General features: G+C 72.4%; 11 protein-coding genes. 7 read left to right on the forward strand and 4 right to left on the reverse strand.

Going from position 1 to position 12,778, the window contains the following annotated elements:
• Window positions 1–117 precede the first annotated feature (117 nt).
• Window positions 118–906: an ABC transporter ATP-binding protein gene (locus tag ACKUU6_RS20435; RefSeq protein WP_407990007.1), complete on the forward strand. Its 789-nt coding sequence runs from the start codon at window positions 118–120 to the stop codon at window positions 904–906.
• A gap of 17 nt (window positions 907–923) precedes the next feature.
• Entirely contained in the window at window positions 924–3,488 is a 2,565-nt protein-coding gene (locus ACKUU6_RS20440) for an ABC transporter permease (protein WP_407990008.1), read from the forward strand.
• 77 nt (window positions 3,489–3,565) lie between these two features.
• On the opposite strand, the gene ACKUU6_RS20445 is transcribed toward ACKUU6_RS20440, so the two are convergent.
• Complete coding sequence (locus ACKUU6_RS20445; protein WP_407990009.1) at window positions 3,566–4,129, reverse strand: EF-hand domain-containing protein; 564 nt, start codon at window positions 4,127–4,129, stop codon at window positions 3,566–3,568.
• Window positions 4,130–4,244: 115 nt separating this feature from the next.
• Window positions 4,245–4,943, reverse strand: coding sequence for an alpha/beta fold hydrolase (locus ACKUU6_RS20450; RefSeq protein WP_407990010.1), 699 nt, complete (start codon window positions 4,941–4,943; stop codon window positions 4,245–4,247).
• 109 nt (window positions 4,944–5,052) lie between these two features.
• On the opposite strand from ACKUU6_RS20450, the gene ACKUU6_RS20455 reads away from it, so the two are divergent.
• A complete protein-coding gene (locus ACKUU6_RS20455) occupies window positions 5,053–5,598 on the forward strand; it encodes a Uma2 family endonuclease (RefSeq protein ID WP_407990011.1) in 546 nt (181 codons plus the stop codon).
• A gap of 45 nt (window positions 5,599–5,643) precedes the next feature.
• Entirely contained in the window at window positions 5,644–7,509 is a 1,866-nt protein-coding gene (locus ACKUU6_RS20460) for a hypothetical protein (RefSeq protein ID WP_407990012.1), read from the forward strand.
• A gap of 11 nt (window positions 7,510–7,520) precedes the next feature.
• On the opposite strand, the gene ACKUU6_RS20465 is transcribed toward ACKUU6_RS20460, so the two are convergent.
• A complete protein-coding gene (locus ACKUU6_RS20465; RefSeq protein ID WP_407990013.1) occupies window positions 7,521–8,990 on the reverse strand; it encodes an LCP family protein in 1,470 nt (489 codons plus the stop codon).
• Window positions 8,991–9,143: 153 nt separating this feature from the next.
• On the opposite strand from ACKUU6_RS20465, the gene ACKUU6_RS20470 reads away from it, so the two are divergent.
• Together ACKUU6_RS20470 and ACKUU6_RS20475 are read left to right on the forward strand one after the other, a co-directional pair.
• Entirely contained in the window at window positions 9,144–10,184 is a 1,041-nt protein-coding gene (locus tag ACKUU6_RS20470) for a glycosyltransferase family 2 protein (protein ID WP_407990014.1), read from the forward strand.
• Between the two features lie 37 nt (window positions 10,185–10,221).
• Entirely contained in the window at window positions 10,222–10,818 is a 597-nt protein-coding gene (locus tag ACKUU6_RS20475) for an acyltransferase (RefSeq protein ID WP_407990015.1), read from the forward strand.
• On the opposite strand, the gene ACKUU6_RS20480 is transcribed toward ACKUU6_RS20475, so the two are convergent.
• Window positions 10,815–11,864 (reverse strand): peptidoglycan recognition protein, encoded by a 1,050-nt coding sequence (locus tag ACKUU6_RS20480; RefSeq protein ID WP_407990016.1) that lies wholly within the window; start codon window positions 11,862–11,864, stop codon window positions 10,815–10,817. The two genes, ACKUU6_RS20475 and ACKUU6_RS20480, sit on opposite strands and share 4 nt — an antisense overlap.
• Before the next feature lie 101 nt (window positions 11,865–11,965).
• Here ACKUU6_RS20480 and ACKUU6_RS20485 point away from each other — a divergent pair, with 101 nt between their 5' ends.
• On the forward strand, window positions 11,966–12,757 hold the full coding sequence (locus ACKUU6_RS20485) for a TIGR03089 family protein (RefSeq protein ID WP_407990017.1): 792 nt from the start codon (window positions 11,966–11,968) through the stop codon (window positions 12,755–12,757).
• Window positions 12,758–12,778 lie beyond the last annotated feature (21 nt).

The raw sequence follows: 12,778 nt of genomic DNA on the forward strand, positions 1-12,778 counted from the left end.
ACCACCTGGAGGGTGGGGGCAGCCCCAGGGCGAAGACGGCAGACCACACCATGTCCGAGGACGGGTGGACTGCGGAAGCCTGGGGTCGACGGGTGGACCACGATCGAGGAGACTCAAGTGACGACGGCAGCCAGCGCCGTGCAGGACCAGCAGCTTTCCGGCGGCCCCGAGGCCCCGGCCGCGGCCGCGCGGCAGGTGACCAAGGCGTACGGCGCGGGCGAGACCCGGGTCACCGCCCTCGACGCCGTGGACGTGGACATCCACCGCGGCCGGTTCACCGCGATCATGGGGCCCTCGGGCTCCGGCAAGTCCACGCTGATGCACTGCCTGGCGGGTCTGGACACGGTCTCCGAGGGCCGGATCTGGATCGGCGACACCGAGATCACCGGCCTGAAGGACCGTCAGCTCACCAAGCTGCGCCGGGACAAGATCGGCTTCATCTTCCAGTCCTTCAACCTGCTCCCCACGCTGAACGCACTGGAGAACATCACGCTCCCGATGGACATCGCCGGCCGCAAGGCCGACGCCGCCTGGCTGGACACCGTGGTCTCCACCGTCGGCCTCGCCGACCGCCTCAAGCACCGGCCCACCCAGCTCTCCGGCGGCCAGCAGCAGCGCGTCGCGGTGGCCCGGGCCCTGGCCGCCCGGCCCGAGATCATCTTCGGTGACGAGCCCACCGGCAACCTCGACTCCCGCTCCGGCGCCGAGGTGCTCACCTTCCTGCGCCGCTCGGTCGACGAGCTCGGCCAGACCATCGTGATGGTCACCCACGACCCGGTCGCCGCGTCCTACGCCGACCGCGTGCTGTTCCTGGCGGACGGCCGCCTGGTGGACGAGATGCACGCCCCGACCGCTGACTCCGTCCTCGAGCGCATGCGGCGCTTCGACGGCAAGCGCACCAGCTGAGACGGGGTCGGAAACCAATGCTGCTCAAGACGTCGCTACGGAGCTTCTTCGCCCACAAGGGGCGGATGGCGCTCTCGCTCATCGCTGTGGTCCTCTCGGTCGCCTTCGTGTCGGGGACCCTCGTGTTCTCCAACACCGCGACCGCCACCTTCGACAAGCTCTTCGCCACCACCGCCTCCGACATCTCGGTCCGGCAGGCCGTCCCCGACGCCGAGGGCGAGCAGAACCGCGGCGGGGGCAAGCCCCGTACCGTCCCGGTCGGGACCGAGCAGAAGATCGCCGCCCTGCCGGGGGTGAAGTCGGCCCGCGGTGAGGTCTCGGTCCAGAACGCGGTGCTGACCAACCCGCTCACCAACAAGGCGGTCGGCCCGACCAGCGGTGCCCCGACCATCACCGGCTCCTGGCACGACAACCAGACCATGCTGAAGATCACCTCGGGCCGGGCACCGGCCGGGGCCGGCGAGATCGTGCTGGACGCCGACACGGCCAAGAAGGCCGGCCTGGGGATCGGTGCCAAGCTGCGGGTGATCGCCACCGCCAACCACGACTTCACCATCTCCGGCATCGCCACCTTCCAGAGCACCAACCCCGGTGCGGCGCTGGCCTTCATGGACCTGCCGACCGCCCAGGCCGACCTGCTGGGCAGCACGGCGTTCAGCACGGTCGAGGTGACCGGCGACGGTTCACGGAGCCACGAGGAGCTGAAGGCCGCCGCGCTGGCCGCGCTCGGCAGCGGGTACAAGGTGCTCACCGCCGAGGAGCAGAAGGCCGAGGGTCAGGCCGACATGAGCTTCCTCGACTACATGAAGTACGCGATGCTCGGCTTCGCCGGGATCTCGCTGCTGGTCGGCGGCTTCCTGATCATCAACACCTTCTCGATGCTGGTCGCCCAGCGCACCCGCGAGATCGGCCTGCTGCGGGCCATCGGCGGCAGCCGCAGCCAGGTCAACCGTTCGGTGCTGGTCGAGGCGCTGATCCTCGGTGTGCTCGGCTCCACCCTCGGGCTGCTGGCCGGGATCGGCCTGGCGGTCGGTCTGATCCAGCTGATGAAGGCGACCGGGATGAACCTGTCCTCCGCCGACCTGGAGATCGGCGCCAGCGTGCCGATCGCCTCGTACGCGGTCGGCGTGGTGATCACGGTGCTGGCCGCCTGGATCCCGGCCCGCCGGGCGTCCAGGATCTCGCCGATGGCCGCGCTGCGTGACCACGGCACCCCCGCCGAGGCCAAGGCCAACCGGATCCGGGCCGCGATCGGAGTGCTGCTCACCGCGGGCGGTGCGGCGGTGCTGGTCTCGGCGGCCGGAGCGTCGACCGCCTCCACCGGCGGCCAACTGCTGGGCCTGGGCGTGGTGCTGACCCTGGTGGGCCTGGTGGTGATCGGGCCGCTGCTGTCCACCGCGGTGATCCGGGTGCTCGGAGCGGTGCTGCCCGCGCTGTTCGGCCCGTCCGGCAAGTTGGCGCAGCGCAACGCGACCCGCAACCCGCGCCGCACCGGCGCCACCGCCGCCGCGCTGATGATCGGTCTGGCGCTGGTCACCGGAGCCTCGGTGGTCACCTCCTCGATGGTCTCCTCGGCCAACGAGATGATCGACCAGTCCGTGGGTGCCGACTTCGTGGTCGGGCTCAAGCAGCAGGGCGACCTGACCCCGCCGATGGTGACGGCGGTTCAGGGCGTGCAGGGTCTCGAGCACGTGACGCTGCAGAAGGGCTTCACGGTCGAGTACACCACTCCCGACGGCAAGCGCAGCAAGGAGCAGCTGGCTGCCGCCACGAAGACCTTCGTGGAGGACTTCAGGATGCCGGCGGAATCGGGTTCGGCGAAGGCCGCGTTCGAGGTCGGCGGTGTGGCGGTCGGCAGCAAGTTCGCCAAGGAGCACGGCCTCAGGACCGGTGACCGGATCACCGCCGACTACGGTCAGGGCCGTACCCAGGAACTCACGGTCGGGCTGATCATCAAGGCCGACAGTGACATGTTCAACGGGACCTTCACCAACCTGGAGACGGTCGGCAAGGCCGTCCCGGCGGCGGAGCAGCCGGCCGACCAGGCGATGTTCGCCGTGGTCGCGGACGGGGCCGACCCGGCGAAGGTGCTGGCCGCGCTGGAGGACTCCCTGAAGGAGTACCCGCAGCTGCTGATCACCGACAAGGCGGGCTACAAGGAGATCATCCAGAGCCAGGTCAACACCCTGCTCTACATGGTCTACGGCCTGCTCGGCCTGGCGATCGTGGTCGCGGTCCTGGGCGTCGTCAACACCCTCGCCCTCTCGGTGGTCGAGCGCACCCGGGAGATCGGCCTGCTCCGGGCGATCGGTCTGTCCCGCCGTCAGCTCCGCCGGATGATCCGCCTGGAGTCGGTGGTGATCGCCATCTTCGGCGCCCTGCTCGGCACCGGCCTCGGCCTCGCCTGGGGCGTCACCTCCCAGCAGGTGCTGGCGGACTCGGGGGTCGGCCTGCTGACGGTCCCGGTCGCCACCATCGTGGGCATCCTGCTCGCGTCCGCCGTGATCGGCCTGCTGGCCGCCCTCCTCCCGGCCTTCCGGGCCGGCCGGATGAACGTCCTGGCGGCCATCGCGACGGACTGACGCACCACCAGCACCACGAGTACGTACGGAGGGGCCGCCACGGGGGTGCGGCCCCTCCGTCCGTGTGTGGCGGTGGGTCAGTTCAGGGCGTCGCCGAAGAGGTGGTTGCCGACCTGGTCCGGGTCGGTGCTGGTGTAGAAGCCCCGGAATGCCGAGAGCACCTCCGCCTCGGAGAGCACCCCGTTCCGGTCGGTGTCCAGCTTCTCGAAGGCGAACCGGGCCGCCGCCTCGGAGGAGCCGAACGCCCGCTGGAAGTCCCAGAACTCGGCCGCCGAGATCGCCCCGTCGCCGTTCCGGTCCATCAGCCGGAACACCGCCAGCGCCATCGGCCGCAGGACGTCGTCGAACGCGCCCGGCGCCTCCGCGAGCAGCCGCATCCCGGCGCGGTACTCGTGCCGCTGGATCTTCCGGTCCCGGTTGGTGTCCAGGTCCGCGACCAGCGCCCGCCACCACGCCTGGGACGCCGCGAGCATCGCGACCGCCTTCGGGGAGTCGAAGTCCTCACCCGAGGCGTCGATCGTCCGCGCCGCGAGCCCGAGCACGTCGGAGGCGTCGACGAGACCGTTCCGGTCCAGGTCGATCTGCCCGAAGCAGAGGTCGATCTTGCGGTCGAGGGCATCGGGGCTGGCTGTGATGGTCATACCGTGTTCCTTCGTCCTGGGCCGACTGAGCGGGGTGAGCCTAGGGAGCGCGGACGACCGGCGGCAACAGCCGCCGCACCGGACGTAGCAATCGGCATCCGATCGGACAATCCGGCTACGGCGGCGAGTCCGGCAGTCCCAGGAAGCCGGCGACCGCCTCCGTGAACGCTCGCGGCTCGGCCCGGTGGATCAGATGCCCGGCGGGAATGGTGATGGCCCGTCCGGCCGGAATGCGGCGCGCCAGCTCGGCGACGCCCTCCTGGGACACCCAGCTGCGCGGGCCGCCCGCCAGCACCAGGGTCTCGGCGGTGATCGCGCCGAGCCGCTCCAGCCAGGCCGGGTCGGGGGTGTCCAGCTGGCTCCTGACCGCGAGCACCATCTCCCAGTCGAAGGGCAGCGTCCCCGCGGGCCTGATCGACAGGCTCGGTCGGCGGGGGTGCGGAGCCGGCACGTCCTCCAGGATCAGCCGGTCCACCCGTTCCGGATACTCCTCGGCGAACAGGTACGCCACCACCCCGCCCATCGAGTGCCCGATCACGTCGGCCCGCTCGACACCCACGGCATCCAGAAGACCGAGCACGTCGTCCCGCATCAGCTCCAGTGAGTACTGCCCCGGCCGCTCACTCCGGCCGTGACCCCGCAGGTCGACCGCGTACACCCGCCGACCCACGGCGAAGGCCGGCGCCACCCCGTCCCAGTCCGCGCCGTCCACCGTCAGGGCGTGCAGCAGCACCAGCGGCGGCGCATCCGACGGACCCGAAACCTGACAGGCCAGCCGGGCCCCTCCCACGTCCACCAGAAGACGATCAACCATGCCGGGACCATAGGCGACCGGACTCACCCCCGCCTCAAGGCTCACTGGCGGCGGAGCGGGGCGGCGGTGGTGCCACCGGCTGGTCGTCCTGCCGACTACGCTGAGAGTCATGAATCCCGAGCACTTCGCACTCCTCGAAGAGGCCCGCAGGAGTCTGCCTGACGGGTTCAAGGTCGAGCTCTCCGGCGACACCATCGTCATGATGGTCAGCCCGTCCGGCATCCACCAACGAAACCTCCTGACGGTCCGTCGGCAGTTCGACTCCCACGCCCCGGCCGGACTGCTGCCGAGCGAGAACACCGACCTCGTCTCGCCGAAGGTCGGGAAGAGCCGCAACCCCGATCTGACGTACCTTCCGGAAGGTGCTCTGGAGACCACGGACAACCAGGTTGCCGCCGAGGCAGCCGTGATCGCAGTCGAGTTGGTCTCACCCTCCAACCCGGAGAACGACTGGGTGGGCAAGGTCCGGGACTACCCGCTGATGGGGATTCAGCTCTATCTGCTGGTCGACGCCCGCCAGAAGACCGTCACGCTGTTCAGCCGCCCCGACGGGACGAAGTACCACCGGCGGGAGGACGTCGACTTCGGCGAGACCCTCCGCATCCCTGAGCCTTTCGACTTCGACCTGGTCACCGCCGGGCTGCTGCCGTACTGAGGGGCCGTCGGTCCCCGTCGGTGTGCTGGTGGGATCATCTGCCGTATGTCCCCCACTGATCCGCCGTCCGGCGTGCCCTTCACCGCCGAGGCGGCCGCCCGGTGGCGTGCTGCCAGGACCGCCCGTCGGTGGGACAACCGGTGGCTGGTGCTGGTCCCGCTCGGGCTCTGTCTGGTTGCCATGATCCGGGCGGGGGCGCCCGTCGTCTGCAGTCCGGCTCAGCCGTGCGTACAGGACTGGGCCGGGGATCTGGTGGCCGCCGGGCTGCTGGGCGAGGCGCTGGTGCTGCTGGCCCGGCCGCAGGGGCAGGTGCTCGTTCCGTACGCGCTGCTGCCGGTGGTCTGGTACCTGCCGGAGGGGTTGCCGGACCAGGTGAGCCGCTGGGTGGTCCTGATCGGGCAGGCGCTGCTGGCCTGGCTGCTGACCGTCGTCGAGGTCGGCCGCCGCCGGGCGCGGCAGCAGCTCGCGGAGCAGATGGGGCCCGAGGTGCCGTACCCGTGGACGGCGGCGGGCGAGCCGTCCCCGTTCGCGGCCCACCCGCTCCGTCCGACCGGGCGCCGGGTGCTGGGGTGGCTGCTGCTCGGTACGGCCGTGCTGCTGCTCGGCCTGGGGCTGCACCGGGAGGCGGTGAGCGACGAACGGGCGGCCGGGGCTGAGCTGGTGCAGGGCACCGTACGCTCCTCGGACGAGTTCGGCGACACCACGCTCAGCTATCGGCTGCCCGAGGACCAGGTCGTGCGCTTCGTCGACCTGGAGGTCTGGTGGGACGCCGTCCCGGCGCCGGGTGACACCCTTCCGCTGCTGGCCGACCAGGACGGGTGGGCCCGGTTCGCGGGGGACCCGTACGACCCGACGGTCTGGCTGATGACCGCCACTGTGGTCGGCGGGGGCGGGCTGATCGCGCTGGCCTCCGCTGCCAAGGCGGTCCGGATCAGACGTGGCTTCGACCGGCCGGGCGCTCCGGCGCTCCGGGTGCTGGTCCGGACGGGCGACAGCGGGGCATCGGTCGGGCCGCTGTCCGGAGCTCCGCTCTGGAAGTTGCGCATGCACGAGACGCTCGGCTGGGACGACGACACCTGGACAGGCGAAGAGGACGAGGACGACGAAGACACGGTGCACCTGGAAGGACCGGTCGAGGCCCTGCTCTACCAGGGACCTGACGGGTCATCCGCCCAACTCCTGGTCCGGTCCTCGGAAGCCGACGGCTCACCGGAGAGCACCTGGCCCCCGGTGCACTGGTGGGCCCTGGTCTGCGCGCCGGAGGTCCGGCCGCTGGCCCATCGGACCGCCGCCGTCGAAGCCGCCGCCGCGCCCACCGTCGAAACCGCCGCCGCCGCGCCCACCGTCGAAACCGCCGCCGCCGCGCCCGCCCCCGTGCACGCCGACCGCTGGGAGACGCCCGCGCCGCTGCGGCTGGCGGTCGGGCCGGTCGCCGCGCTGCTGTTCGGCTCGCTGGTGCTGCTGCGGACGGCGGACGGCTGGTGGAGCGGGCTCCTGCATCCCCTGCTGGTCGGCGGGTTCGGGTTCACCGGTGCGGTGGCCGCGTTCGGCTGGCAGGCCGCACTCGACCGTCGCGGCCTGTCCGTGGTGAACGGGCTGACACACCGTCGGGCGGACTGGGCCGACATCGAGGGGGCCGAGGCGAAGAAGGGTCAGGTGATCGTCCGGCTCCGCAGTGGCCGGGAGCTCTCGGTCGGCAGCCGCCCGGCCCAGTGGCTTGGACTGGGCGGCTACGACGCCGAGCAGTTGGCCGCCGCGATCACCCGGGCCGCCGACTCGGAGGCCGACCGTCCCGCGACCGATGGAGCCGGTCTGCTGCCGCAACGTCGGCTCTTCGTCAACCGCTGTGCGCTGACGGCCTATCTGGTGCTGACCGTCGCCACCTTCCTCATCGCCCGCGGCTGGCTCTGAGCGGGCCCGGGTCAGGCGCAGCTGATCTCGCTGCCGGTACTGGCGACCACCGCCGGAGCCCCGGACGGGGACGGGGTGGCTGTGGGTGACGGGGGTCCGGCCACGCCGGTGACGCCCGCGTAGTCGGTGCCCGCGATGACCTGCATGGTGGCGCCGAGGCCGGGGGCGGGAACGAGTTCGGCGTGCGGGAGGGCGGCGACCACGGTCTTGACCGACTCGTCCCAGCGCGGGTCGTAGCGGACGGCCGTGCGGGTGGTGGAGCCGCCGCCCGCGTTGGAGGGGGCGCCGGTGGTGGCGAAGCCGGCCTTGCGGAGGTCGTCGTCCACCCGGGCGCCGAGGCCGACCACGCCCGCGCCGTTGAGCACCTGGACGTGGATCTGCCCCGGCGGCACGGTGACCACGGCCGGGACGGCGGAAGCAGCGGCGGCCGGACGGTCGGTGAGCGCCCGGCCCTCGCGTACGGCGGCGAACAGCGCCTTGGCTCCGGCGTCGTCCCAGAGCACCGTCGAACCCCAGCCCTCCACCTGGTGGTTGACGTCACTCACCGGGACGGTGGTGAAGTCCGCCCGGGCGGGGGAGAGGTCCTTCAACCGAGTGGCCAGTTGGAGCAGGTCCTCGGTGGAGAGGTCCTGGTCGGCCTTGACCGACTTGAGCACGGTGTCGGTCACCCGGCTGAGCTTCACCGGGTTGAGCAGGGTGCCGCTGCTGGTCGCCTGGTGCAGCAGCTGGGCCAGGAACTTCTGCTGACGCTGCATCCGCCCCAGGTCCGCCCGGCCGTCCAGGTGCCGGGCCCGGACGTACCTGAGTGCCCCGGCACCGTCCAGCCGGGTGGTCCCGGCGGGCAGGTCGAGGCCGGAGTAGTCGTCCTTGAGCGGCCGGGTGCTGCACACCTCGACGCCGTCCAGTGCGTCCACCGTGGACACGAAGGAGAGGAAGTTGATCTGGAGGTAGTGGTCGATCCGTAGGCCGGTGTTCTGCTCCACCGTGCGGACGGTGAGCGGTGCGCCGCCCATCCCGTACGCCGCGTTGATCTTGCCGTGGCCCTCCGGCACCTGCCTGTGGGTGGCGGGGTCCTGGTGGGCCGGGATGGTGACGTAGGAGTCGCGCGGGATGCTGACCACGCTGGCCCTGCCGCCGTCCTCGGCGAGCTGGACGATCATCATGGTGTCGGTGCAGTGGCAGGACTCGCCGCCCGCGTGCAGCACGTTCTTCAGGGTGTCGGCGGGGATGCCCTCGCGGTCGTCGGTGCCGACCACCAGGAAGGTGGTCACCCCGTCGTCGGCGGGCCGGTCCTGGCTCCGGTCGAAGGCGTCCACCCGGCCGATCGCGTCGCCGACACCGTCCAGCAGGGCCCGCCCGCCGCAGGCGGTGGCCAGGATGGCGAGCGAGACGGCGCCCGCCAGCCAGCCGCCCCAGCGGCGGCGCGGGGTGCGGGCCTGCGGGGTGCGTTCCGGTGCGGGGCGGAGGGCGGTGGACGGCATCTCTCGGATGGTAGGCGGGTGCCCCGGTGGCCGGGCGGGGACGCGCCGACCGGGTACGCCGGACGCCGGGGAGGTCGCTGAAACGTTCCTGCGAACCTCGCGCAGCAGACCGAACCTGACAAGGCCGGGCGGGCGCCGGTACGGTGGGCCCCGATGAACACCAAGGCTGCTGAGGAGCTGCCGGCGGTCTCCGTGATCATGCCGGTGCTCAACGAGGAACGTCACCTGCGCACCGCCGTGCGGCACATCCTGGAACAGGACTATCCGGGCGAGCTGGAGGTGGTGATCGCCCTCGGCCCCTCCGCCGACCGGACCGACGCGATCGCCGCCGAACTGGTCGCCGAGGACCCCCGGGTGCGTACCGTGCCCAACCCGACCGGGCGCACCCCCGCCGGCCTGAACGCGGCGATCCGTGGCTCCCGTCACCCGATCGTGGTCCGGGTGGACGGGCACGGGCTGCTCACGCCCGGGTACATCGCCACCGCCGTCCGGCTGCTCGGCGAGATGGACGCGGCCAACGTCGGCGGCATCATGCACGCCGAGGGCGAGACCGAGTGGGAGAACGCGGTCGCCGCCGCGATGACCTCGAAGATCGGCGTCGGCAACGCGGCCTTCCACACCGGCGGTCTGGCCGGCCCGGCCGAGACGGTCTACCTCGGGGTGTTCCGCCGCGAGGTGCTGGAGCGACTGGGCGGCTACAACGAGGAGTTCATCCGCGCCCAGGACTGGGAGCTGAACTACCGGATCCGCCAGGACGGCGGCCTGATCTGGTTCACGCCCCAGCTCAAGGTGACCTACCGGCCCCGGCCGAGCGTGCGGGCCCTGGCCAAGCAGTACAAGGACTACGGCCGCTGGCGCCGGGTGGTGACCCGCTACCACCGGGGCTCGGTCAACCTGCGCTACCTCGCCCCGCCGACCGCCCTGCTCGGCGTGCTGACCGGTCTGGTGCTCGGCGCGGCGGTGCACCCGGCCTTCCTCGCGCTCCCCGGCGGCTACCTGCTGGCGATCGCGGGCGGTTCGGTGCTGGAGGGCCGCGGCCTCGCCGCCCGGGCCCGGCTGCAGCTGCCGGTGGCCCTCGCCACGATGCACCTGAGCTGGGGCTTCGGCTTCCTCACCTCCCCGCGCCGGCTGGCCCGCCGGGTGATCGCCAGCTCCGCACCCGAACCGATGAAGCCGGTCACCGAGCTCAACTAGCCCACCACGCGGCCCCCGTGGCGCTATCTTCGGCGCCATGGGGAACTCCGTGCGGGTGGAACAGAGCGCCGATGTCGACGAGCGGGCGGTGATCGGGCCCGGCAGTACGGTCTGGCACCTCGCCCAGGTCCGTGAGGACGCGGTGATCGGCGCGGACTGCATCGTCGGCCGGGGCGCGTACGTCGGCCCCGGGGTCCGGATCGGCGACCGGGTCAAGCTGCAGAACCACGCCCTGGTCTACGAGCCCGCGGTCCTGGAGGACGGCGTCTTCGTCGGCCCGGCCGCCGTCCTCACCAACGACCTCTACCCCCGCTCGGTCGACCCCGACGGCAGGCTCAAGCGCGGCGACGACTGGCATGCCGAGGGTGTGACGCTCCGTCAGGGCTGCTCGATCGGCGGCCGCGCGGTACTGGTCGCGGGCGTCACCGTGGGCCGCTGGGCCCTGGTCGCGGCGGGCGCCGTGGTGCACCGTGACGTCCCCGACTTCGCCCTGGTGGCCGGCGTCCCGGCCCGCCGGATCAAATGGGTCGGCCGGGCGGGCGAACCCCTCACCGACGCGGGCGACGGCCGCTGGGTCTGCCCGCGCACCGGCGAGACGTACCTGGAGGCCGACGGCACCCTCCGGGAGGCCTAGCGGCCCTGGAGGTGGGCCGACCAGGAGCGGATGGCCGGCAGGCGCTCGTACAGGGCGTTGCCCGGGCACTCGGTGTTGAAGGCGTCGCGGTGGCCGGAGACGGTGCGGAAGGTGGCGGCGGTCCCCTTCTTGAACTTGCTGCCGTCCGAGGCCGAGGTCAGGGTGACCGAGCCGTTCGCGTCCTGGCCGGTGAGGCCGAGCTTCCAGGCGGCCACCTTGGCGATCGCGTCCACCTGGGCCTGCGGGGCGGCGTCGGAGCTGTAGTGGCCGATCGCCGCGACCCCGGCGGTGTCCGTGTTGAACCCCAGGGTGTGGGCACCGAGCACCGGCTTGGTCACGCCGCCGGCCCGGCCCTCGTAGATGGTGCCGCAGCGGTCCACCAGGAAGTTGTAGCCGATGTCCCGCCAGCCGCTGCTCTTCACGTGGTACTGGTAGATCGCCCGGATCACCTTGGGCGCGTCCGAGCAGGCGTAGTCGTTGGCGGTGTCGGTGTGGTGCACGAACACCGCCCGGACCGGCCCGGTGTAGCCGAAGCCGGGGTCCCGCAGCTTCTCGTCCGCTCCCCAGCCCGCCCGGGTCACGATTCCGGGTCGCGGCCCCTCGTGGTCCGTCGCGGGCACCGACCGGTCGGACGTCCGGCCCGGGTCGACCAGTTCGGCCCGCAGCCCGCGCGGCAGGCTGCTGCCGGTCACCCGGACCGCGACCCCGTTGCTGGGCCCGACCCAGAGCGGCGCGGTGGCGCCGCGGCCGGCCCGTTCGGCGCCCTCGGTGTCCGGCCGGTCGTCCGCCTCCACCTCCAGCGGCTGCCAGTCGCTCCACACCCCGGCGACCGAGCGGACCTTCACCTGGACCGAGCCGTCGAGCACCGCCCCGGGATCGTCCCAGCTCACCCCGACCAGCGAGAACGCGGCGGTGTCCCGCTCGGCCGGTCCGCGCTGACCCGCCGTCAGCGGGAAGGTGGTGACGCCCCCTTCGGAGGGCGAGGCGAAGGCGGGTTGCGGGAGGAGCAGCAGGGAGCCGACAGCGGCGAGCAGAGAGAGGCGCATGGAAGGGATCCTGCGCGCGACCCGGACCTGACGCCACGCCAGTTCGTCCGATTGGCCTCCTCTCCCCGGGCACGGTCCTAGGTCGTAGGCTGGACCGCACCATGACTGCGCCCTTCGCTGCCGACGCCCGCACTCCCGCCGAGCTGCTGCACGCATACCTGCGCGCGGGAGCCCCCGACGCCGATCCGTCCCGCCCCCTGGTCACGTTCTACGACGACGCGACCGGCGAGCGGGTGGAACTCTCCGCCAAGACCTTCGACAACTGGGTGGCCAAGACCGCCAACCTGCTCCAGGACGAGCTGAACGCGGGCCCCGAGACCCGCGCCGTGCTGCTCCTCCCGGCCCACTGGCAGAGCGCCGTCTGGCTGCTCGCCTGCTGGTCGGTCGGGGTGACGGCGGTGCCGGGCGGCGACCCGGCCGAGGCCGACCTGGTGATCAGCGGGCCGGACGGTCTGGACACCGCCAAGGACTGTTCCGGCGAGCGGGTGGCGCTGGCGCTCCGCCCGCTCGGCGGCAGGTTCCCCGAGCGCCCCGACGGCTTCCTGGACTACGCGGCCGAGGTGCCGGGCCAGGGGGACCGGTTCGCCCCGTACTCGCCGGTGGACCCGCAGGCCCCCGCGCTGGAGACGCTGGTGGACGGCCTGCCGCTGAAGCTGACGGGTGAACAGACCGTGGCGCTCGCCCGGGAGGGCGCGCTCCGGCTCGGCCTGGAGCCCGGCAGCCGGGTGCTCAGCACCCTGGGTTACGAGGACTGGACCGGCCTGGAGGCCGGGCTGCTCGCCCCGCTGGCGGCCGGCGCCTCGGTGGTGCTCTGCCGGAACTCCGGCGAGCTGACCGAGGAGCAGTGGACGAAGCGGATCGAATCCGAACGGGTGACTCTGCGCCTGGGCTGACCCCGGCCCGGCGGCCACCGG

Source organism: Kitasatospora sp. CMC57, from assembly GCF_045866025.2.
GTDB lineage: Bacteria > Actinomycetota > Actinomycetes > Streptomycetales > Streptomycetaceae > Kitasatospora.

What these genes read in the sequence shown, in the direction of transcription:
- ACKUU6_RS20450 (WP_407990010.1), bottom strand. Translation starts at nt 4,943, where the DNA reads ATGGTTGATCGTCTTCTGGTGGACGTGGGAGGGGCCCGGCTGGCCTGT.
- ACKUU6_RS20485 (WP_407990017.1), top strand. Translation starts at nt 11,966, where the DNA reads ATGACTGCGCCCTTCGCTGCCGACGCCCGCACTCCCGCCGAGCTGCTG.
- ACKUU6_RS20480 (WP_407990016.1), bottom strand. Translation starts at nt 11,864, where the DNA reads ATGCGCCTCTCTCTGCTCGCCGCTGTCGGCTCCCTGCTGCTCCTCCCG.
- ACKUU6_RS20465 (WP_407990013.1), bottom strand. Translation starts at nt 8,990, where the DNA reads ATGCCGTCCACCGCCCTCCGCCCCGCACCGGAACGCACCCCGCAGGCC.
- ACKUU6_RS20440 (WP_407990008.1), top strand. Translation starts at nt 924, where the DNA reads ATGCTGCTCAAGACGTCGCTACGGAGCTTCTTCGCCCACAAGGGGCGG.
- ACKUU6_RS20475 (WP_407990015.1), top strand. Translation starts at nt 10,222, where the DNA reads ATGGGGAACTCCGTGCGGGTGGAACAGAGCGCCGATGTCGACGAGCGG.
- ACKUU6_RS20445 (WP_407990009.1), bottom strand. Translation starts at nt 4,129, where the DNA reads ATGACCATCACAGCCAGCCCCGATGCCCTCGACCGCAAGATCGACCTC.
- ACKUU6_RS20460 (WP_407990012.1), top strand. Translation starts at nt 5,644, where the DNA reads ATGTCCCCCACTGATCCGCCGTCCGGCGTGCCCTTCACCGCCGAGGCG.
- ACKUU6_RS20455 (WP_407990011.1), top strand. Translation starts at nt 5,053, where the DNA reads ATGAATCCCGAGCACTTCGCACTCCTCGAAGAGGCCCGCAGGAGTCTG.
- ACKUU6_RS20470 (WP_407990014.1), top strand. Translation starts at nt 9,144, where the DNA reads ATGAACACCAAGGCTGCTGAGGAGCTGCCGGCGGTCTCCGTGATCATG.